The following is a 19,461-nucleotide window of genomic DNA, read 5'->3' on the forward strand; positions in this document are numbered from 1 at the left end:
CTACTCGCTAGAGATACCATGCAATGAGTCAGGTTGTCGGATCACGCCGTAACCCAGGGGCCAACGGCGCAGGGAACACCCCGCGCATTCTTGTCGTCGACGACGAGCCGTATATGTGCGATGTCTGCTCGCGCACGCTGCAGCGCGGCGGCTATGCGGTTGTCGCCACCAGCGACCCGCAGGCGGCTGCCAGGATGCTCCGCGGCGACGAGCGCTTCGATCTGCTGCTTACCGACATCAAGATGCCGGCGATGAGCGGCCTCGAGCTGGCGTACATCGCGCGCGAGCAGGATCCAACCATCGCGATCATTATTATGACCGGCTTCGCGACCATGGAAAACCTGCAGCAGTCGGTGCAGCGCGGCATCGCCGATTTCTTGTCCAAGCCGTTCGAGCTCGAACATTTGCGCCTTGCCGTCGACCAGGCGCTGCACAAACGCTCGATCTTGCAGGATAACGTTCGGCTGGCCGCCGTCGAGCGGCTGCTCGATAGCAGCCAGGCGCTCAGCGCGACGCTTGAGCTCGCCGAGGTGGCCGATACCTTGCTGCGCGTGTCGCTCGAACAAACGAATTTCCGCGCCGGGTTCGTGGTGCTGATGGCCGAGCCACAGGCGCCGCTGACGATCGTGCCGTCGCTGGCGGGCGGTACACTGTTCCCGGCCGGCCACGCGCTGATCGAGCGCGCCTTCCGCGAGCAGCAGCCGCAGCTGGCCGACGGCGAGCAGATCTGCCAGGTCGATGGCGCCGCGCTGGGCCAGGCGCTGGCGCTGCCGCTGCGCGCCCAGGGCAAGATCAATGGCGTGCTGCTGCTGTGCGACGACCACGCCAGCATGCTGCGGCCGGGCGTGCTCGAAAGCGTGTCGCTGCTGGCAAACCATGCCGGCGCCGCGCTGCGCAACGCATCGCTGTACGGCGAGCTCGACAAAGCCTACCAGCGCGCTCAAGAGCTCGACCGGCTCAAGAGCGAGTTTATCTCGATCGCATCGCACGAGCTGCGTACACCGCTCTCGATCGTGCTCGGCTATACCATGATGGTGCGCGACCAGAGCGAGAACGAAAAGCGGCTGTACCTCGAGCGCGTGATGGATAGCGCTCAGCGCATTAAAGATATCGTCGACGATATGGTCAGCCTGCGCCACCTCGATACCGGCGAGACCGAGCTGGCGCCCGATCAGGTGGTGATCCAGGAGCTGATTCGCAACGCGATCGAGCGGGTGCGCCCCGGCGCCGACGAGCGCCGCCAAACCATCACGCTCGATATGCCCGATCAGCCGCTGCTGTTTGTCTGCGATCACGAGAAAGTATTGCTGATCCTTGGGCACCTGCTTACCAACGCGGTGCGCTTCACGCCGCCCAAGGGCGCGATCGAGATCCGCGCCCGCCTTCGGCCAAGCGGCCCGATCGATAGCGGCGGCAGCCGGATTATACCGGCCAGCCAACCAACCTCGGCCCTTCCATGGGTCGTGGTCGAAGTACAAGATACAGGTATAGGCATTCCTGAAAGCGAGCTACCGCGCATCTTCGACCGCTTCTACCAAGTCGCCGACTCGCTGACGCGCGACCATGGCGGCATCGGCCTTGGCCTAGCGCTTGTGCGCGAGCTGGTGAGCGCACTTGGCGGGGCGGTGTGGGTCGCTAGCCAGGCAGGCCAGGGCAGCACCTTCGCCGTCGCGCTGCCGTATCGCCAGCCGGTCGCCGGCACACCGCAGCAGTAGCCCAGCCATACGAATGCATAATCGACGTTGTTTGGGAAAGGCAAAGAGGAGCAATGGCCTACCGTCTCCTAGTTGTGCCGGGCGACAACGAGGATCTACGCGCGCTGCCAGGCCAGCTCGCCAACGATATCGAGGTGCGCATCCTCGACTCGGCCAACGATGCGCTGTGGGAAGTGCGCAACTCGCCGCCCGAAGTGATCGTCGCCGATGTCGAGCTGCCGGGCATGAGCGGGCTGGATCTGGCCGAGATCCTGCCAAATTTCGGCGTGCCCACCCGTGTCGTGCTCTGGAGCCGCTCGCACAACAAAAAGGCCGCCGAGCAGGCTACGAGCCACGGCGTTTACACCTTTCTGAATGGCCCGGTCTCGGCGAACGATCTGCATAGTGCGCTCTACCAGGCGCTCGGCCACGCCATGGCGCCGCCGCCCGAGCCACCGGCCCCGCCCGAGCCACCAGCCCGCCGCGCCGATGCGCAGCCCGCCAGCTCGCTGGCCGATCGGCCACGCCGCGAGCCGCGCACGCCACCGCCGGCGCCAAGCGAGCCGGCCGCACGCCGCGCCAGCGGCACCCCCCGGCCGCGCGGCGGCTCGATCGTCATAACCGCCGATAATCTCAAGCCGATCCGCAGCCGCATGGAGGCGCTCTCGCAAGACGTCGGCTCGCAGTGCATTCTGCTCGCCAACCGCGCCGGCATGGTGCTGGCCGAAGTCGGCATCACCGCCGGCCTGCCCACCATGATACTGCTGCCGCTGCTCTCGACCAGCTTCTCAACCGCTGGCCAGATCTCGCAGATCTTGCGTGAAGACGACTCGACCGCACTATATATGCACGAGGGCCTGCGCTACGATCTGTACTGCTTTGATATTCTGCAAAGCTTCATGCTGGTGATCGTGTTCGATAAGAGCGGCGTGGCCACAGCCAAAATCGGCTCGGTCTGGGTCTACGCCAAGCGCGCCATCCGCGACATGCAGGACATGCTCAGCTAGCCCCGCCAACACGCGCGCCCGGCACTGCGTTTCGCGCAGCGCCGGGCGCCGACACCAGGTGTAACCCGCCTTCTCCGACACAGCAACGGCTTCCGCCGAGCCACGCGCTAGTGCGTGATTTTGCGCTCGAGCGTCGCCGCCTCGGCAACCCACGCGCTCACCTGATCGAGCGAGGGCAGGCGCCGCACCAGCGACTTGGCCTCGTTTACCTCCCCCAACTTGGCATGCAGGTTTTCCGGCCGGCGCTGCGCCAGCTCAGGCACTGTGTCGACGCCCGCAGCCTCTAGCAGGTCGGCATACTCCCAGCCAACCCCTTTGATGCGCGCGAGATCGGCGTGGTTCACCCAGCGCAAGATCAAGCTCTCGCTGATGCCCGTGCTCGCCGCCAGCGTCGCGCGCCCCTTGGCCGAGGCACCTTGCTCCAGCAGGTGATCGGTTGTGATAACGCCGCCGCCTTTGAGCTTCTCGGCATACGCCGGCCCAATGCCTTCGATCTCCTTGATCGGTGCCATTGTGTGCTCTCCTTTGCATGTCGGCAGAATATTGACATCGATGCCTTCGCCATGGCTCAGCTGCCAGGGGTTCGTACAGGCGCACTATACCGCGCCCCTGCGCCACGCCGCTAAAGCTGAGCCAAGCCTTCAACACGATTATACACAAACTCACAAATTTGCGCAGCAGCACGACCTATGCTATACTCGCGCCCGCTTGAATCAGCACAGTGTGATTTTTAATTCAACCTCCAATCAAGGTTGAATTTTTATGCCCCTAGGCCCTATGCTTGTGAAAGAGTTCGCAAGCAAATGTTGACTTTCTGTTTACCTCATGGTATAGTCTTTGTGAAAGAGTTCCCAAAGTCGTAGCGGAGAAGGGAGCCCACCCTCATGCGTAACCGGATACTCATTATACTTGGCGTGTCACTGGTTATTGGTATTGCGCTGTATGCCGCGGGCATCAAGATGACTCGGGCAGATCTGGCGATCTCGGCCGCAGCCGAGCCGATCGTGTGCTTGGGCGGGCAGCTCGAGGGCGAGCACTGCGCCAGCGGCTTTCCGATCACCAATTCGCTGATCGAGACAGTGATCATCGACTTGCTGCTGCTGGCGACGATCTTCTTCGGCGCACGCAACATGCAGCTGATCCCGCGCGGCTTCCAGAACGTGATCGAGTTCGTGATCGAGTCGTTCTACAACTTCTCGCAAAGCGTCGATCGCAAAAATGTCGCCAAGTTCTTCCCGCTCTGCGCCTCGATCTTTCTGTTCGTGTTGTACTCGAACTACTTCGCGCTGGTGCCGGTAATCAGCACCATTGGCGTGTGCCGTGTCGAGCATGCGGCGCCGCAGAGCAAGACCGCCGAGAACACCACTGCCGCGGCCGAGGCCGGCAAAGAGCACGTAGCGCCTTCCGAGGTGTTTGCCAGCCTGCCGGGCTACTGCGCCGATGGCCACGTGGTGCCGTTCTTGCGCGCGCCCAGCGCCGACTTGAACGTAACGCTGGCGTGGGCGCTGGTGGCGGTGTTCACCATCGAGCTGTTTGGCTTTCAGGCGCTGGGGCTTAGCTACCTCACCAAGTTCTTTAACTTCAAAGAAGGGGCGATGGGGGCCTTCGTGGGCATCCTCGAGCTTATCTCTGAGTTTGTTCGCATCATCGCTTTCGCCTTCCGTCTTTTCGGCAACATCTTCGCCGGCGAGGTGGTGCTGGGCGTGATGGCCTTCCTGTTCGCGTACCTGCTGCCACTGCCATTCTACGGCCTCGAAATCTTTGTGGCGTTCATGCAGGCGTTTATCTTCTCGGTGCTGACGCTGGTGTTTATGTCGCTGGCAACGCTGGCACACGGCGGCCACGACGAGCACGGCCACCCCGAGACAATGCCATTCGAGGCCGCCGATCTGCCGGGGCACGGCGGGTCGCACTAACAGCCAGTCGGCGGCTGGTCGGGGTATCAGCCGGGCTGCTCAACTGGGTTCAACGCGGTCTTCAGCCGCGAGACATGTATTCTACACGTATACAATACTGCTTTTAAGGAGGGAATCATCATGACGGACGCAGGTTTGCGACTCATCGCCGCCGCACTGGCAGTGGGCCTAGGCGCGATCGGACCTGGCGTTGGTATCGGCATCGTTTTCAGCGGCGCGCTCACCGCGATGGGTCGCAACCCCGAAGCCGAGGGGACACTGCGAACCTATATGATTCTTGGCTTCGCGCTGACCGAGTCGCTGTTCATCTTCGCGCTGGTCGTCTCGCTGCTGATCGCCTTCCAGATCATCTAGCGATTGCCCCTGGCTGCCGGCGCCGCCCCTGCGGCCGCACGGCGGCAGGCTAGGATGTAGGAGAACAGCATTGGAAAAGCTTGGTATAAACTGGGGCCTGCTGGTCGCGCAGCTGATCAACGTGGTCTTGATCGTGTGGCTGCTCACCATGTTCCTATACCGGCCGGTATTGAACATGCTGAACGAGCGCACCCGGCGCATCCAGGAAAGCCTGAAAGAGGCCGAGCAGGTCAAAGAGCAGCTGGCGCGCGCCAACCAAGATTACGACGCCAAGCTGGCGCAGGCGCGCCAGGAGGCGGCCGGCATTCTGGCGCAGGCGCAAGAGCGCGCCAAGCTCCAGGAGCAAGAGCTGATCACGCAGGCGCGCCAAGAGGCCGACCGCATTCGCGTCGAGGCGCGCAAGCAGGCCGAGCAGGAGCGCGACCAGCTACTGGGCGATCTGAAGAACCAAATGGCCGAGCTGGTGACGATCACCGCGTCGCGCGTGCTGGGCGAAGAGCTGAAATCGAACCACGACAAGCTGATCGCCGAGTCGCTGGCCAGCCTGGGGCGGCAGAACTAGACGATTTTTGATTTTGGATTTTGGATTACGTCGCTCGTCGTCCAAAATCGCAAATCCAAAATCCAAAATTGGAGGAATAGAGTGAGTACGTCCGAGGCCCAGGTTTTCGCACGCGCGCTCTACGATGCACTTGTCGGCGACGCGCTGCAATCGCTCAAAACGGCCGCGGCCAAGCTCGCCACGCTGCCAAACGACAGCGCCGCACGCGCCCAAGCGCTCAGCGCCGCGGTGCCGGCTGGCGCCCCGCGCGAAGTGCAGAACTTCGTGCAGGCACTGGCAAACGAAGGCGCGCTCGACCGGCTGCCGAGCATTGTGGAAGCATTCGAGCAGTATGCTGCCAGCGATACCCGCCCAGTCAGCGGCGAAGTCGTGAGCGCGGTTGAGCTTAGCGAGGCCCAACGCAATACGATCTTGAACGACCTGCGCGGCCGCTACGGCAGCCGGCTCGATCTGCGCTTCAACGTCGACCCATCGCTGATCGGCGGGCTGATTATTCGCATCGGCGATCAGGTGCTCGACAATAGCCTGCGCACCCGCCTTAGCGCCATCCAGCGCAATATGCTGGCGGGCTAAAGCCGGCAGACGACGGCGAGGCCGTGCAGAGGATGGCGGGCAGGTGTACCCCGAGCCGCGGGGCGACCGCGCCCGCCGATTTTGTATCAGAGAAACAGGAGGTGCCGGCAATGGCCGTAGCAACACAAGAGCTATATCAGCGTTTACTGAAAAGCATTCAGTCAGGCGTCGACTTGCGCCCCCAGCTGGTCAATGTCGGCACCGTGGTAGCGGTGGGCGACGGCGTGGCCCGCATCGAGGGCCTCGACCAGGCAATGGCCTCCGAGCTGCTTGAGTTCCCGGTGAAGGCCGGGCGCAGCGAGCCAGTGTATGGCATCGCGCTCAACCTCGAGCAAGAGTCGGTCAGCGCGATCATCCTCGGCGACTACCTGAGCATCGAAGAGGGCGACCAGGTCAACTCGACCGGGCGCGTGATCTCGGTGCCGGTAGGCCAAGAGCTGGTCGGCCGCGTCGTCAACGCGCTAGGCCAGCCGATCGACAACAAGGGCGCGATTACCAGCGAAACCTACCGCCCGATCGAGCGTATCGCCCCGGGCGTGATCACCCGCCAGTCGGTCGATACGCCGGTACAGACCGGCATCCTGGCGATCGACGCGATGATCCCGATCGGCCGTGGCCAGCGCGAGCTGATCATCGGCGACCGCCAGACCGGCAAGACGGCCGTGGCGATCGATGCGATCATCAACCAGAAGGGCAAGGGCCTGGTGTGCATCTATGTGGCGATCGGCCAGAAGCGCGCCCAGGTGGCCCAGATCGTCGGTACGCTCGAGCAGTACGGCGCGATGGAATATACCATCGTCGTAGCCGCCACCGCCTCGGAGTCGGCCGCGCTCCAGTATATCGCGCCCTACGCCGGCTGCACGATCGGCGAAGAGATCATGGAAAATGGCGTGATGATCGGCGGTGAGCTGGTGCGCGACGCGCTGATCGTGTACGACGACCTCTCGAAGCACGCCACCGCCTACCGCCAGGTGTCGCTGCTGCTGCGCCGCCCGCCAGGCCGCGAGGCCTACCCCGGCGACGTGTTCTACCTGCACTCGCGCCTGCTCGAGCGCGCCGCGCGCCTCAACAAAGAGAACGGCGGCGGATCGCTCACCGCACTGCCGGTGATCGAAACCCAGGCCAACGACGTGTCGGCCTATATTCCAACCAATGTGATCTCGATCACCGACGGCCAGATCTTCCTTGAAGGCGACCTGTTCAACGCCGGTATTCGCCCGGCGCTGAACGTCGGTATCTCGGTTTCGCGTGTGGGTGGCGCGGCCCAGACGCGCGCGATGCGCTCGGTGTCGGACAAGCTCAAGATCGACATGGCCCAGTTCCGCGACCTCGCGGCATTCGCGCAGTTCGCATCCGACCTGGACGCCGCCACCAAGGCACAGATCGACCGCGGCCAGCGCCTGCAGGAAGTGCTGAAGCAGCCGCAGTACCAGCCGCTGGCGCTTGAAGACCAGGTTGCGGTGCTGTTCGCGGCGAACAACGGCTACCTCGACGACGTGGCGGTAGCCCAGGTGACACAGTGGAAGAGCGACTTCCTGCAGTTCATGCACACCGCGCACCCCGAGCTTGGCCGCGAGATCTTCGAAAACCGGCTCGATCGCAAGTTCCCATCCGACAGCATCCGCAATGCGCTCGAGACGGCGATTAAAGAGTTCAAGCAGACGAGCAATTACGCTGAGTAAGCAGTCGGCAGCCGGCAGTAGGCAGCGCTCCGAGCGCGCTTACTGCCGACTGCGAACTGCCGACTGCAAACTGAGGAATACATGCCAAGCACACGAGAAATTCGCCGGCGGATTCGCTCGGTCAAGAATATGACCCAGATCACCCGCGCCATGGAGATGGTGTCGGCGTCGAAGATGCGGCGCGCCCAGCGCAATGTGCTGGCAACCCGCCCGTACGCCGACCGGCTCTACGACGTGATGGGCGAGCTGACGTCGCGCGCGGTGGGTGGCCGCAAGGGCACACTGCTCGAGGTGCGTCCGAACGTCAAGTCGGTCGCGGTGATCCTGGTGACACCCGACAAAGGCCTGACTGGCGCGATGATCACCAACGTGCTGCGGCGCGTCGGCCGGTTTGTGCTCGACGAGCGCGAGCGCGGGCGCCAGATCGACGTACTGGGGGTCGGCAAGAAGGGGCGCGATTTCCTGGTGCGCACCGGCCAGAACCTGGTGGCCGAGGTGACCAAGCTTGGCGACTACCCGAAGCTGGTCGACACGCTGGGCATCGCCACCACCGTAATCAGCGGCTTCCGCGATGGCCGCTACGACGAAGTGTACGTAGTGTACAGCGAGTTCGTCAATACGCTGGTGCAGCGCCCGGCCGTCAAGCGCCTGCTGCCGGTCGAGCCGCCAAATGAGGCAGCCGAGAAGCAGGTCGACTACACCTACGAGCCCAGCCAGGAAGAGGTAATGAACGAGCTGCTGCCGCGCTTCGTCGAGGTGCAGCTGTACCAGGCCATTCTCGAATCGATCGCCAGCGAGCACAGCGCCCGCATGGTGGCGATGCGCAACGCCACCGACAACGCCAAAGAGCTGACCCGCGACCTGACGCTGACCTACAACAAAACCCGGCAGGCCAACATCACCAAAGAGGTGTCCGAGATCGCCTCGGGCGCCGCGGCCCTCGCCGAATGATGATTTTGGATTTCCGATTTTGGGATTTTGGATGACACGCAGCAATCGCAAATCCAAAATCCAAAATCCAAAATGGAGGATAGCATGGCTGGAGCAACCGGAACCGTAACTGATATTATCGGCGTGGTGCTCAACGCAAAGTTTCCGCCCGATGGCACCCCCGAGATCTATAACGCGATCGAGATCCCGCTCGACGATAGTGGCGGGCGCCTGGTTGCCGAAGTGCAGCAGCACCTTGGCAACGGCGTGGTGAAGGCGGTGGCCATGAGCACCACCGACGGCCTGCGCCGCGGCCTGCCGGCGCGCGACACTGGCGCGCCGATCGCGGTGCCGGTAGGCCCGGCCACGCTGGGCCGCGTGTTCAACGTGCTGGGCGACCCGATCGACACCAACGACCCGGTGAACGCCAGCGAGCGCCGGCCGATCCACCAGCCGGCCCCGTCGTTCGACGAGCAGTCGACACAGGCGCAGATCTTCGAAACCGGCATCAAAGTGATCGACCTGATCGCGCCATTCACCCGCGGCGGCAAGACCGGCATCTTCGGCGGCGCCGGCGTGGGCAAGACGGTGGTGATCCAGGAGCTGATTGCCAATATCGCCAAAGAGCAGTCGGGCTACTCGGTGTTTGCCGGCGTGGGCGAGCGCTCGCGCGAGGGCAACGACCTCATCCACGAGATGAAAGACGCCCGCATCGACGCGAATACCACCGTGTTCGACAAAACCGTGATGGTGTTCGGCCAGATGAACGAGCCGCCGGGGGCGCGCCTGCGCGTGGCGCTCACCGGGCTAACCATGGCCGAGTACTTCCGCGACGAAGGCCGCGACATCCTGCTGTTCATCGACAACATTTTCCGCTTCGTGCAGGCCGGCTCGGAAGTGTCGGCGCTGCTCGGGCGCATGCCCTCGCAGGTGGGCTACCAGCCGACGCTCGGCACCGAGATGGGCGAGCTGCAAGAGCGGATCACCTCGACCAAGAAGGGCTCAATCACCTCGATGCAGGCGGTGTACGTGCCCGCCGACGACTACACCGACCCGGCGCCGGCCACCACGTTCGCGCACCTCGACGCGACGATCTCGCTCGAACGCTCGATCGCGGCCAAGGGCATCTACCCCGCCGTCGACCCGCTGGCCTCGACCAGCCGCATCCTCGACCCAAACATCGTCGGCGAGGAGCACTACCGCATCGCCCGCGAGGTGCAGCGCGTGCTGCAGCGCTACAAGGATCTGCAAGATATCATCGCGATCCTCGGCGTGGAGGAGCTCAACGACGAGGACAAGCTGACGGTGGCGCGCGCGCGCAAGATCGAGCGCTTCTTCAGCCAGCCGTTCACCGTCGCGCAGCAGTTCACCGGCCGCCCCGGCAAGTACGTGCCGATCGGCGAGACAGTGAAGAGCTTTGTGCGCCTGCTGGCCGGCGAGGCCGACCACATCCCCGAGCAGTACTTCCTGTTGCAGGGAACGCTCGACGACGTGATCGCGGCCTACGAGGCGTCGCGCAAGTAGCCGGCAGCAGCAGCTTGCAGCTGGCAGTACCGCTCGCAAGAGCGACTGCCGGCTGCCGGCTGCCAGCTGCCTACTGAGGGTCTTATGCCGATTCACCTAGAAATCGTGACTGCCGAGCGCGTGGTACTCTCCGACGATGTCGATCAGATCAACGCGCCGACCAAAGACGGCCGGGTAGGCATCCTGCCGCGCCACGCTCCGCTGCTGACGATCCTCGACGTGGGCGAGCTCGATATTATCAAAGATGGCGTCACCACGCCGTTCGCGGTATCGGGCGGCTTCATGGAAGTGCTGCCGACGCGAGTGACGATCCTGGCCGATACTGCCGAGCGCGCCGACGAGATCGACGAGGCACGTGCCGAGGCGGCGCGCCGCCAGGCCGAGCAGCGCATCTCCCAGCGCCAGAGCGACCAGGAGCTCGCGCTGGCCGAGGCCGAGCTGCGGCGCGCAATGATCCGCCTGAAGGTGGCGCAGCTCAAGCGCAATCGCCGCTAGCGCGCGCCGCGGGCTAGCTGGCCGAATAGATTGGATGCGGAGGCGGCGCTGCCGCCCCCGCATTGTTTGTTTGAGCGCCGTGCGCGCCGGCTCGCGAGGCAAAAATGCCGACCGCGCAGGCCGCGCCAGGGGCACGAGCCAGACGCCGCAGGCGCCAAAACAAGCACCCGGTAAAAATGCGGTACAATGCGCGCGTAAGCAATCGACCAAACGCTGCAATTCGGAGCTGGTATGCGGAAAATCGGAATCGACCTCGGCACCGCCAATGTGCTGGTCTATGTCAAGGGCCGCGGCATTGTGCTTTCGGAGCCGTCGGTCGTGGCGCTCTCAACCAAAGATAATCGCGTGAAGGCGGTGGGCGCCGACGCGCTGGCAATGCTCGGGCGCGAGCCCGAGAGCATCGAAGTAGTGCGGCCGATGCGCAACGGCGTGATCGCCGACTACGACATCACCGAGGCGATGCTCAAGTATTTCATTAAGAAATCGGGCGGGCCGCTGAACCTGAGCAAGCCCGAGGTGATGATCTGCATCCCCGCCGGCGTCACCACCGTCGAGATGCGCGCGGTGAAAGAGGCCGCGCTCTCGGCGGGCGCGCGCTACGCCTACCTGATCCGCGAGCCGCTGGCCGCAGCAATCGGCGCGAACATCCCGGTAGCGCAGCCTTCGGGCAACCTGATCATCGATATCGGCGGCGGCACCACCGAGGTAGCGGTGATCTCGCTGAACGACATCGTGGTGAGCACATCGGTGCGCGTGGGCGGCAACCGCTTCGACGAGGCGATCGCCGCGTATGTAAAGCGCAAGTACAACGTGCTGATCGGCGAGCGCACCGCCGAGAGCGCCAAGATCGAAATCGGCGCCGCGCTGCCGCTGCCCCGCCCGCTCTCGATGCAGATCCGCGGCCGCGACCAGGTGGCCGGCCTGCCACGCACGATCGAGATCTCGTCTACTGAGATCACCGAGGCGATCCAGGAGCCGCTTGAGGCGGTGGTGAATGCGGTGCGCTCGGTGCTGGCCGAGACGCCTCCCGAGCTGTCGTCCGACATCATCGACAAAGGCATGATCATGACCGGCGGTGGCTCGATGCTACGCCGGATCAACGAGCTGCTCACCGAGGTGACGGGCGTGCCGTGCTATGTGGCCGACCAGCCGGCTAACTGCGTGGCGATCGGCACCGGCCTGGCGCTCGAGCATATCGACATTCTGCGCGATAGCCTGAGTGGAGATGATCTGAATTAAACGAGAAACTTTGTGCTCGTATTTTGGCGCTTTGTGCCAAAATACGAGCACAAAAGAAAGCGAAGTACCAGGCTGCCGCAGGCAGAACAAGCCGATATCGCAGGCGACCGCGTAAGTCCTATTAATAACACTAGGACTTACGCAGTTGCGTTGTTCGGCTCTCGAAGCAGTGCATTTCGCCTGCGGCAGCGTGGTACGTGCCGATCATTGTGTGTTCATTTTCCGCGCGGAGCGCGGAAAAACCGCACACCTCAAGATGTAAAGTACCGCTCTGCCGAAGGCTGAGGGCGCCAACTGCGTAAGTCCTAAACACATGAAACAAAAACTTAACCCGCCCGCCACCGGCTTGGTGCTCGAGATCGGCAGTGGCGATAACCCAAACCCACGCTCGAACGTGCTGGTCGATCGCTTCCTCGGATCGGACAACCGCGAGCGCGGCGGCGATCTGGTGGTCGACCGGCCATTTGTGGTGGCCGACGCGCATCACCTGCCGTTCAAGCAGGGCGCGTTCGCATACACAATCTGCTCGCACATCCTTGAGCATATGGACGATCCGCAGCAGTTCGGGCGCGAGCTGCAGCGCGTCAGCGCGGCCGGCTACATCCAGAGCCCTTCCGAGATCGCCGAGCGGCTATTCCACTGGTCGTTCCACCGCTGGTATGTCAACCTCGTCGGCGATACGCTGGTGCTGCACCCGAAAGAGCCGGCCGAGCCAATGGGCGAGCTGTTCGACTACCTGTACGAGTATAACCCGGCCTACTACTTCTTTCAGCGCAGCATGCCCGACTTGTTCTGGATCGAACGTGAGTGGCACGGCGACGACCTGCGGATCGAGGTGCGCGACCAATCGCCGCTGCCGCTGCGCGACCCAGCCGCGCTGCGCGCGCTCGCCAGCCCGCGCCTGGGATTCGCGCAGCTGGTGGCGCTGTTCTTCAGCACGCTGCTGGCGCGCATGGTGCGCGCCGATACGCGCAAAAAGATCCGCAAGCTGCTGGGGCAGAGCTACGTATAGGGAAGAGCCGATGGCAGCACCAGCGTTTGTGCTTCGCGGCTCTCAAGCCATAGAGCAGGCACGTTGACCCAGCTTACCATCCAGCTCGTCAAGCCTGGCAAGGGCCACACCATCACCTACCACGGCGAGCTGCTGCGCGCCGACGATGAGTGTGTGCTGGTGCTGGCGCACTGGGAGCGCCCCAGGCTCGACCTGGGATACGTGGTATTCGAGCCAGGCGACGAGTTCTACGAGTACTACTACACCCGACGCTGGTTCAATATCTTCGCGATCCGCGCACCTGGTGGGCCGCTCAAGGGCTGGTACTGCAACGTGACGCGCCCGGCAGAAATCGAGGGCAGCACGATCACATCGGAAGATCTGGAGCTGGATCTGTTTGTGGCGCCCGATCGTACGACAATGCTGCGGCTCGATCTCGACGAGTTCGAGGCGCGCGGGTTCGCTGCCGCCGAGCCAGATACCCACGCCGCCGCGCTGGCCGCGCTCGACGAGCTCGAGCAGATGGCCCGCTCGGCTACACCGCCATTCGCCCACCGGTGATGCCTCGGCGGCGCCTGGAGAAACGACGCATGCGCAGACCGATCGCTCTGGGCGCGCGGCTCGCCTGGCTGCTGGGGCTGCTACTGACGGCATGCGCCGCTTCTACAGCGCAGCCAGCCGCCAACAGCCAGCTGCCGACAGCCCTGATAACGCTGGCAACTGCGCCGCCTGCCGCGCCCACGCCACAGCCAACTGCGCCGCCCGCCACGCCTACACCAGCGCCAACCGCGCCGCCCGCCACGCCCACGCCACCACAGCGCTGGCGCTTTGTGGTGCTGGGCGACACGCGCACCGAGGGGCTGAAGCCGCCCGACGTGACATACCAGATCGTCGAGCGCGCCGCGCAGGCCCAGCCGGCGATTGTGCTGGCGCTGGGCGACCTGATCTACGCCATGGACACGCGCGAGCAGGTACGCCAGCAATGGCAGAGCTGGCGCGAGGCAGTGGCTCCGCTTGGCGCGAACCCCGAGCGCGGCGCGCCCTGGCTGCTGCCAACACCCGGCAACCACGACGTACAGGGCCACAGCTGGGCCACTGACCTGTTTGCCGAAGCCTTCTCCGAGCTGCCGTCGAATGGCCCCCCCGGCCTCGATCGGCGCGCCTACGCGCTCGACTACGGCGGCGTGCGCTTTATCTCTCTCGACTCCGAGCGCTTTGAGGCCATGCACCTGCTCGACGACGCACAGCTCGGCTGGCTGGAGGCAGAGCTGCGCGACAACCCAAATCGTTTCACGATCGTATTCAGCCACGACCCAGCCTTTCCTGTCGGGCCGCATGCCGGCTCGTCGCTCGACGCCTACCCGCAGGCGCGCGACCGCTTCTGGAAGCTGCTGCGCGACTACCACGCCACGGCCTACTTCGCCGGCCACGAGCACCTGTACAACCGCCGGGCGATCGACGGCGTGCAGCAGATCATTGCCGGCACCAGCGGCTCGTTCGTCTATAGTGGGTTCGGCGGCGAGTTCTACCACTACCTCGTCGGCGAGGTCGGCGCCGACGCGATCGACATTGTGGTGTACGACCAGGGCGGCCAGGAGCGCGACCGCTTCATGCTGCCTGCGGCCACGCGGTAGCAGCGCGATGGGCAGGCGCGGCTAGCTGGAAGCCAGCGCGGGCTGGGCCTGCTCGGGTAGGCCTAGCGGCACTGCCAGGGCCATACCCTGGCCTACCGCGACGGTCAGCGCGCCAGGTAGCACCTCGAACTCCCATGCTGGGCGCTCTTCCAGCACCTTCAGATCGGCGTTGGCTGGCAGGGGCAGCGCGCTGGTAATACGCACACGCCGGGCGCGCCAATGGCCGACACGTGCGTCGAAGACGCGCCGGCTGTCGGCAATCGCCACAAAATGCTGCTCGAGCTCGCGCTTACTCATACCGTCGTACAGCGCAACGTCGAGCAAACCATCGTCCATCCGGGCGTCGGGCTGGATCAGCATGTTCTTACCAAACAGCGGCGCATTTGAAACCGTGATTACCTGGGTGTGAACAAGCACTGGCGCGCCGTCGTCGCATGTCACATCTACGTCGGCGGCCTGATGGACCAGCGCTGCACCGAGATGCCGCACCAGCCTACCCCAGTAGCCCTTCTCGCCATCTTGCCCTAGCGGCACGGCCAGCGCGCTCAGGCCAACACCCGCACTTTCAAGAAAAAAAGCATCGTCGGGCGAGCCTGGCGCGCGCACCCGGCCCAGGTCGACGCGGCGCGTGGCGCCGACGCCGAGCAGCGCGCAGGCAGGCTCAAGCTCAAGCGGCACGCCAAGCGAGCGCGCGATGTTGTTCATGGTGCCAAGCGGCAGAATGCCAAGCGCAGTATCGCTGCCCACAAGCTCGCCGGCCACATCCTCGATCGTGCCATCGCCAGCTGCGACGATCAGCAGATCGTAGCGCTGCTCAACCGCCTGGCGGGCGAATGCGCGCGCCGCCTTCCCCGATGTCTTTATTCCTACTGTGGCGGAGATACCATAGGTGTGCAAGCAGCCAAGAATGCGATCGAGGCTGTTTCCGAGTTTTTGCACGCCCTTGGCGCGCGGGTTGAAGATCAGCAGCGCCTGGCGCAGCGGTATATCGCCAGCGGCAGACTGATCGCGCGTAGCATGATCGAGCTGCGCACGCCGCGCCAGCGCCGCGTCGAGCTCCTGAAGCTTGCGACTAGCGTTTGCTAGCCGCGCCTGGGCCTTCGCCAGCTTCTTCAGCTGCTTGGCATGTTTACGCCGGAGGTCGGCGCGCTTGCGGGACTGCTTGGCCTTTGCCATAATCGCTCATTTCTTCACGCCGGGCAGCGCGTATATGTGTGTCTGTATCAGCCACCTACAAGAGTGTGAACAAAATCCCGAATTATCGCCGACAAGCTCCGCTGAGCCTGGGCGCCCTCGCTGGCGGCAAGCGCCTGCTGAAAAGCGCGATGCTCAGCTGTGCTACGAACACGCCAGGCAGGCGCTTCGGGCGTAGTGTTCCAGGGCATATCGATGCACGCGAGTGTCGCCTGCGCCGGTGGCACGCCAAGGGGCCGCGCAGGCGCGTGCACAGCGTGAAACCAGCCGTTTGGCTCCCAGTGACGGAATGGCAGCGGCAGGCTCGCGACCCCATAGGCCCGCAGCACATCATAGGTTGCGTTCATGCAGTTGTGCAACACAATATCGTAGGGGCGTGTGCTGAGCCATGCAACGACGCGAAGAGCGCCGGACGGGTTGGCCAGCGGTACTTCCAGGCACTTCAATGTAGTGTAGCGCCGCGCGAGCATTGGCGAATACGGGTCGGCGGTTCGCACCTGCCAGAAGCCCATCGTGCGCGGCCCGGAGCGCAGCCAGTGGTGTGGATTCTCGATCGAACCAACATGGAACGTGCCGTCGCCGCAGTCGATCCCCCAGCCAACGTGGCCAACGCCATCGGCACCGCTCGGCCGAACGAATATCATCGCCTGCATGATTGCCTCCCACGCTTGCTTTCATCGTGCAGAGCAACCATTTCCTCCCCAGTAGGCACCAGTGCACAAAGCGTGCCAGGCTAACGCCAAGGCGCACCGCTTGCGACTACGCCACGGTGCTGTGCGCGCTTGCGCATCCTCACAACCCCTGCTACACTACGCCGCGTTATGACCTCAATTGGCGTTGTAATCGTCTCATTCAACACTCGCGAGCTGCTGCGCGGCTGCCTTGAGTCGCTGCGCGGCTGCGAGCTGCCTCTGCGCGTGGTAGTGGCCGACAATGCCTCGCACGACGGCAGCGCGGCCATGGTGCGCGCGCGCTTTCCCGACGTTGAGCTGATCGCGCTCGATCGCAACCTGGGCTTTGCCGCAGGAACAAACGTGGGCCTGCGGGCGCTCGGCTTCGAGCAGCCAGCGGCCGGCAGCCAGCCAGCCCACGACTACTGCCTGCTGCTTAATCCCGATACTGTTGTGCATCAAGGGGCGATCGAGGCGCTGGCGGCGTTTCTGGCCGCGCACCCGCGGGTTGGCGTGGTCGGGCCGCGGCTGCTCAACCCCGACGGCAGCCTGCAGGCAGCGGCATTTCGCTTCCCAACGCTCATGATGACCGCGCTCGACCTGTTCCCACCCGGCGAGGTGCTGCCAGGCCGGCTGTACAACTCGTGGTGGCACGGCCGCTACCCGCACGAGCGATCGGCCAGCGCGCCTTTCCCGATCGACCACCCGCTGGGCGCCTGCATGCTCACGCGCCGCGCCGTGCTCGATCAGGTAGGCCTGCTTGACGAGCAATTCTTTATGTATGCCGAAGAGGTCGACTGGTGCTACCGCGTGCGCGCGGCCGGCTGGTCGATCTGGCAAGAGCCGCGCGCGCAGGTGACCCACGTCGGCGGCGCGTCTACCAGCCAGTTCCGCTCAAAAATGCAGATCGCGCTGTACAGCAGCCGGATGCGCTTCTTCCGCAAGCACTACTCGCGCGGCTTCGTGCGCGGCCACACCTGGATCGTGCGGGCAGGGATGCTGCGCGCCGCGCTGCGCGCCTGGCGTGAGTTCGCGCGCGGGCGCATGGCCGCCGACGATCTGCGCGCCCGGCTGTGGGCCTACGGCAGAATCTCGCAGCTGTAAGCCCTGCCTGCCTGGCTTCGGGCTATGTGCTCAGGGCTGGGCATTCGGAATTCACAACGCCTATGCTTAGCGTCGCGATTATCGCCAAAGACGAGGCCCGCTACATCGGCGCGGCGATCGATAGCGTGGCCGGGCTGGCCGGCGAGGTGCTGGTGCTGCTCGACGACCGCACGAGCGACGAGACGGCCGCGATCGCTCAGCAGCGCGGCGCGCGTGTGCTCGCCGAGCCCTGGCGCGGCTTCGCGGCCCAGCATAATCGCGCGCTCGGGCTGTGCGCCGGCGAGTGGGTGCTGTTCCTCGACGCCGACGAGCGCGTGACGCCCGAGCTGCGCGCCGAGATCGCGCAGGTTGTGGCGCGCGACGGGCAATCGGCAATCGCCGGCTACTGGATCCCGCGCTACAATCAGTTCTTCGGGCAGGTGCTGCGCGGTGGCGGCTGGTACCCCGATCACCAGCTGCGGCTGCTGCGCCGCGACGCGGCGCACTACGACACCAGCCGGCTCGTGCACGAGTTCGCCGAGGTCAGCGGCCCTACGGCCTACTTGGGCGGCCACCTGCTGCACCTGAATATCGAGCAGCTGAGCGAGCTGTGGCAGAAGCAGCGCGCCTACGCACTTCAGGAAGCGCAGATGCTGTTTCGCGCCGGCCGCCGCGCACGCTGGCGCAACTTTGCCGGCGCGCCGGCGCGCGAGTTCGTGCGGCGCTTCGCGAGGCTGGGCGGCTGGCGCGATGGCCCGATCGGGCTGCTGCTATGTGCAACGCTCGCCTACTTCGAGATCGTCAAGTTCGCGCATCTGAAAGGGCTCGAGCGCGCGGCCCGCTAGCACCGGCGGGCTGCGGCTGAAATGCCATGCCAACCCTCGCGATTATCATCGTTTCGTGGAATACGCGCGAGCTGCTGCGCCGCGCGATCGACAGCGCGCGCGCCTCGCTGGCTGGCTCGGGCATCGGCACGCGCATCGTCGTGGTCGACAACGCCTCGGCCGACGGGACGCCGGCCATGCTGCGCGCCGACTACCCCGAAGTCGAGCTGATTGAGGCGGGCACGAACCTGGGCTTCGCCGGCGGCAACAACCTGGCCCTGCGGCACGTGCTGAGCACCGCGATCGACTACGTCTTTCTGCTGAACCCCGACACCGAGTCGCGCGGCGATGCGCTGCCCATGCTGGTGCGCTACCTCGAGGCGCACCCCGACGTGGCTGTGGTGGGGCCGCGGCTGGTGTACCCCGACGGCAGCGTGCAGCCTTCGCGCCGGCGCTTCCCCACGCGCGGCGTGTACTTCTGGGAAAGCACGCCGCTGGAGCAGCGCTGGCCAGCCAACCCGTGGGCGCGGCGCTACCGCTGCGCCGACACACCCGACGACCGCGAGCAAGACGTCGACTGGCTTGTAGGCGCGGCGCTACTGGTGCGGCGTGCGGCGGTCGAGCGCGCCGGCCTGCTCGACGCGGGCTTCCAGATGTATTCGGAAGAGCTCGAGTGGCAGCGCCGGATTGGCCTGCTGCCCTCAGACATCGGCCGGCGGATCGTCTACCTCCCCACGGCAACGATCGTGCACCACGAGGGAAAGAGCAGCGAGCAGGCGCCGGCGCGGCGCTACCTCAATTTTCAGCGCAGCCGCATCCGCGAGGCGCGTATGGCCTACGGCGCGCGCTTCGCCGGGCTGCTGCGCTGGTTCCTGCGCGCGGCCTACGCCGCCGAGCTTGCGGCCGAGGCGGGCAAATGGCTGCTGGGCCACAAGCGCCCGCTGCGCGCCGGGCGCGTGCGCGTCTACTGGCAGCTGCTGCGCGAGCTGTAGCCCTGGCCGCCGCACCGCACCCAGGTGTGCTATCATAACGCTGCACGACGCCAAACACTTTAGAATCTGTCTGAAAAGGGTGGTTTGGAGGGACTT

The 19,461-nt window shown here is 64.8% G+C and carries 20 protein-coding genes; 17 read left to right on the forward strand and 3 right to left on the reverse strand.

Annotation, left to right across the window (positions count from 1 at the left end):
• Positions 1–23: 23 nt before the first annotated feature.
• Together U0177_RS01035 and U0177_RS01040 are read left to right on the forward strand one after the other, a co-directional pair.
• The gene (locus U0177_RS01035; RefSeq protein ID WP_409568721.1) at positions 24–1,715 is read left to right on the forward strand and encodes an ATP-binding protein; all 1,692 of its coding nucleotides are present in this window, start codon (positions 24–26) and stop codon (positions 1,713–1,715) included.
• Positions 1,716–1,768: 53 nt separating this feature from the next.
• The gene (locus U0177_RS01040; RefSeq protein WP_409568722.1) at positions 1,769–2,701 is read left to right on the forward strand and encodes a response regulator; all 933 of its coding nucleotides are present in this window, start codon (positions 1,769–1,771) and stop codon (positions 2,699–2,701) included.
• A 107-nt stretch (positions 2,702–2,808) separates the two neighbouring features.
• Here U0177_RS01040 and U0177_RS01045 read toward each other — a convergent pair whose 3' ends face one another.
• Positions 2,809–3,213, reverse strand: coding sequence for a DUF4332 domain-containing protein (locus U0177_RS01045; RefSeq protein WP_409568723.1), 405 nt, complete (start codon positions 3,211–3,213; stop codon positions 2,809–2,811).
• A gap of 447 nt (positions 3,214–3,660) precedes the next feature.
• Here U0177_RS01045 and atpB point away from each other — a divergent pair, with 447 nt between their 5' ends.
• From atpB to U0177_RS01105, 12 genes are all read left to right on the forward strand, one after another.
• Positions 3,661–4,617, forward strand: coding sequence for a F0F1 ATP synthase subunit A (atpB, locus tag U0177_RS01050; RefSeq protein ID WP_409568724.1), 957 nt, complete (start codon positions 3,661–3,663; stop codon positions 4,615–4,617).
• A gap of 120 nt (positions 4,618–4,737) precedes the next feature.
• On the forward strand, positions 4,738–4,971 hold the full coding sequence (atpE, locus tag U0177_RS01055) for an ATP synthase F0 subunit C (RefSeq protein WP_409568725.1): 234 nt from the start codon (positions 4,738–4,740) through the stop codon (positions 4,969–4,971).
• A 70-nt stretch (positions 4,972–5,041) separates the two neighbouring features.
• Positions 5,042–5,533, forward strand: a complete 492-nt coding sequence (locus U0177_RS01060) for a F0F1 ATP synthase subunit B (RefSeq protein ID WP_409568726.1) — start codon at positions 5,042–5,044, stop codon at positions 5,531–5,533.
• Positions 5,534–5,614: 81 nt separating this feature from the next.
• Positions 5,615–6,106, forward strand: coding sequence for an ATP synthase F1 subunit delta (atpH, locus tag U0177_RS01065; RefSeq protein ID WP_409568727.1), 492 nt, complete (start codon positions 5,615–5,617; stop codon positions 6,104–6,106).
• A gap of 110 nt (positions 6,107–6,216) precedes the next feature.
• Positions 6,217–7,788 carry a F0F1 ATP synthase subunit alpha gene (atpA, locus tag U0177_RS01070; RefSeq protein ID WP_409568728.1) on the forward strand — a complete coding sequence of 524 codons (1,572 nt, stop codon included), beginning with the start codon at positions 6,217–6,219 and terminating at the stop codon, positions 7,786–7,788.
• Positions 7,789–7,869: 81 nt separating this feature from the next.
• The gene (locus U0177_RS01075; protein WP_409568729.1) at positions 7,870–8,739 is read left to right on the forward strand and encodes a F0F1 ATP synthase subunit gamma; all 870 of its coding nucleotides are present in this window, start codon (positions 7,870–7,872) and stop codon (positions 8,737–8,739) included.
• Positions 8,740–8,823: 84 nt separating this feature from the next.
• Positions 8,824–10,242, forward strand: a complete 1,419-nt coding sequence (atpD, locus tag U0177_RS01080) for a F0F1 ATP synthase subunit beta (protein ID WP_409568730.1) — start codon at positions 8,824–8,826, stop codon at positions 10,240–10,242.
• An 84-nt stretch (positions 10,243–10,326) separates the two neighbouring features.
• Entirely contained in the window at positions 10,327–10,737 is a 411-nt protein-coding gene (locus U0177_RS01085) for a F0F1 ATP synthase subunit epsilon (RefSeq protein WP_409568731.1), read from the forward strand.
• Between the two features lie 231 nt (positions 10,738–10,968).
• Entirely contained in the window at positions 10,969–11,976 is a 1,008-nt protein-coding gene (locus U0177_RS01090) for a rod shape-determining protein (protein WP_409568732.1), read from the forward strand.
• A 313-nt stretch (positions 11,977–12,289) separates the two neighbouring features.
• The gene (locus U0177_RS01095; protein ID WP_409568733.1) at positions 12,290–12,988 is read left to right on the forward strand and encodes a class I SAM-dependent methyltransferase; all 699 of its coding nucleotides are present in this window, start codon (positions 12,290–12,292) and stop codon (positions 12,986–12,988) included.
• A gap of 63 nt (positions 12,989–13,051) precedes the next feature.
• Entirely contained in the window at positions 13,052–13,528 is a 477-nt protein-coding gene (locus U0177_RS01100; RefSeq protein ID WP_409568734.1) for a DUF402 domain-containing protein, read from the forward strand.
• Positions 13,529–13,557: 29 nt separating this feature from the next.
• A complete protein-coding gene (locus U0177_RS01105; protein WP_409568735.1) occupies positions 13,558–14,601 on the forward strand; it encodes a metallophosphoesterase family protein in 1,044 nt (347 codons plus the stop codon).
• Between the two features lie 21 nt (positions 14,602–14,622).
• On the opposite strand, the gene U0177_RS01110 is transcribed toward U0177_RS01105, so the two are convergent.
• Both U0177_RS01110 and U0177_RS01115 read right to left on the reverse strand, forming a co-directional pair.
• A complete protein-coding gene (locus tag U0177_RS01110) occupies positions 14,623–15,777 on the reverse strand; it encodes a diacylglycerol/lipid kinase family protein (protein WP_409568736.1) in 1,155 nt (384 codons plus the stop codon).
• Between the two features lie 47 nt (positions 15,778–15,824).
• On the reverse strand, positions 15,825–16,448 hold the full coding sequence (locus tag U0177_RS01115; RefSeq protein WP_409568737.1) for a hypothetical protein: 624 nt from the start codon (positions 16,446–16,448) through the stop codon (positions 15,825–15,827).
• A 168-nt stretch (positions 16,449–16,616) separates the two neighbouring features.
• Between U0177_RS01115 and U0177_RS01120 the strand changes: the two genes are divergently transcribed.
• The 3 genes from U0177_RS01120 (at position 16,617) to U0177_RS01130 (ending at position 19,365) form a co-directional block, all read left to right on the forward strand.
• Entirely contained in the window at positions 16,617–17,570 is a 954-nt protein-coding gene (locus tag U0177_RS01120) for a glycosyltransferase family 2 protein (protein ID WP_409568738.1), read from the forward strand.
• A 62-nt stretch (positions 17,571–17,632) separates the two neighbouring features.
• Positions 17,633–18,394: a glycosyltransferase family 2 protein gene (locus U0177_RS01125; protein ID WP_409568739.1), complete on the forward strand. Its 762-nt coding sequence runs from the start codon at positions 17,633–17,635 to the stop codon at positions 18,392–18,394.
• A 26-nt stretch (positions 18,395–18,420) separates the two neighbouring features.
• Positions 18,421–19,365, forward strand: coding sequence for a glycosyltransferase family 2 protein (locus U0177_RS01130; protein WP_409568740.1), 945 nt, complete (start codon positions 18,421–18,423; stop codon positions 19,363–19,365).
• Positions 19,366–19,461: the final 96 nt, after the last annotated feature.

Origin of the sequence: Kouleothrix sp. (assembly GCF_046328425.1) — a bacterium.
Classification (GTDB): Bacteria; Chloroflexota; Chloroflexia; order Chloroflexales; family Roseiflexaceae; genus Kouleothrix.

What these genes read in the sequence shown, in the direction of transcription:
- U0177_RS01125 (WP_409568739.1), top strand. Translation starts at nt 17,633, where the DNA reads ATGCTTAGCGTCGCGATTATCGCCAAAGACGAGGCCCGCTACATCGGC.
- atpE (WP_409568725.1), top strand. Translation starts at nt 4,738, where the DNA reads ATGACGGACGCAGGTTTGCGACTCATCGCCGCCGCACTGGCAGTGGGC.
- U0177_RS01115 (WP_409568737.1), bottom strand. Translation starts at nt 16,448, where the DNA reads ATGCAGGCGATGATATTCGTTCGGCCGAGCGGTGCCGATGGCGTTGGC.
- U0177_RS01130 (WP_409568740.1), top strand. Translation starts at nt 18,421, where the DNA reads ATGCCAACCCTCGCGATTATCATCGTTTCGTGGAATACGCGCGAGCTG.
- U0177_RS01095 (WP_409568733.1), top strand. Translation starts at nt 12,290, where the DNA reads ATGAAACAAAAACTTAACCCGCCCGCCACCGGCTTGGTGCTCGAGATC.
- U0177_RS01110 (WP_409568736.1), bottom strand. Translation starts at nt 15,777, where the DNA reads ATGGCAAAGGCCAAGCAGTCCCGCAAGCGCGCCGACCTCCGGCGTAAA.
- U0177_RS01105 (WP_409568735.1), top strand. Translation starts at nt 13,558, where the DNA reads ATGCGCAGACCGATCGCTCTGGGCGCGCGGCTCGCCTGGCTGCTGGGG.
- U0177_RS01120 (WP_409568738.1), top strand. Translation starts at nt 16,617, where the DNA reads ATGACCTCAATTGGCGTTGTAATCGTCTCATTCAACACTCGCGAGCTG.
- atpA (WP_409568728.1), top strand. Translation starts at nt 6,217, where the DNA reads ATGGCCGTAGCAACACAAGAGCTATATCAGCGTTTACTGAAAAGCATT.
- U0177_RS01045 (WP_409568723.1), bottom strand. Translation starts at nt 3,213, where the DNA reads ATGGCACCGATCAAGGAGATCGAAGGCATTGGGCCGGCGTATGCCGAG.
- U0177_RS01075 (WP_409568729.1), top strand. Translation starts at nt 7,870, where the DNA reads ATGCCAAGCACACGAGAAATTCGCCGGCGGATTCGCTCGGTCAAGAAT.
- atpB (WP_409568724.1), top strand. Translation starts at nt 3,661, where the DNA reads ATGACTCGGGCAGATCTGGCGATCTCGGCCGCAGCCGAGCCGATCGTG.
- U0177_RS01035 (WP_409568721.1), top strand. Translation starts at nt 24, where the DNA reads ATGAGTCAGGTTGTCGGATCACGCCGTAACCCAGGGGCCAACGGCGCA.
- U0177_RS01085 (WP_409568731.1), top strand. Translation starts at nt 10,327, where the DNA reads ATGCCGATTCACCTAGAAATCGTGACTGCCGAGCGCGTGGTACTCTCC.
- U0177_RS01040 (WP_409568722.1), top strand. Translation starts at nt 1,769, where the DNA reads ATGGCCTACCGTCTCCTAGTTGTGCCGGGCGACAACGAGGATCTACGC.
- atpD (WP_409568730.1), top strand. Translation starts at nt 8,824, where the DNA reads ATGGCTGGAGCAACCGGAACCGTAACTGATATTATCGGCGTGGTGCTC.
- U0177_RS01090 (WP_409568732.1), top strand. Translation starts at nt 10,969, where the DNA reads ATGCGGAAAATCGGAATCGACCTCGGCACCGCCAATGTGCTGGTCTAT.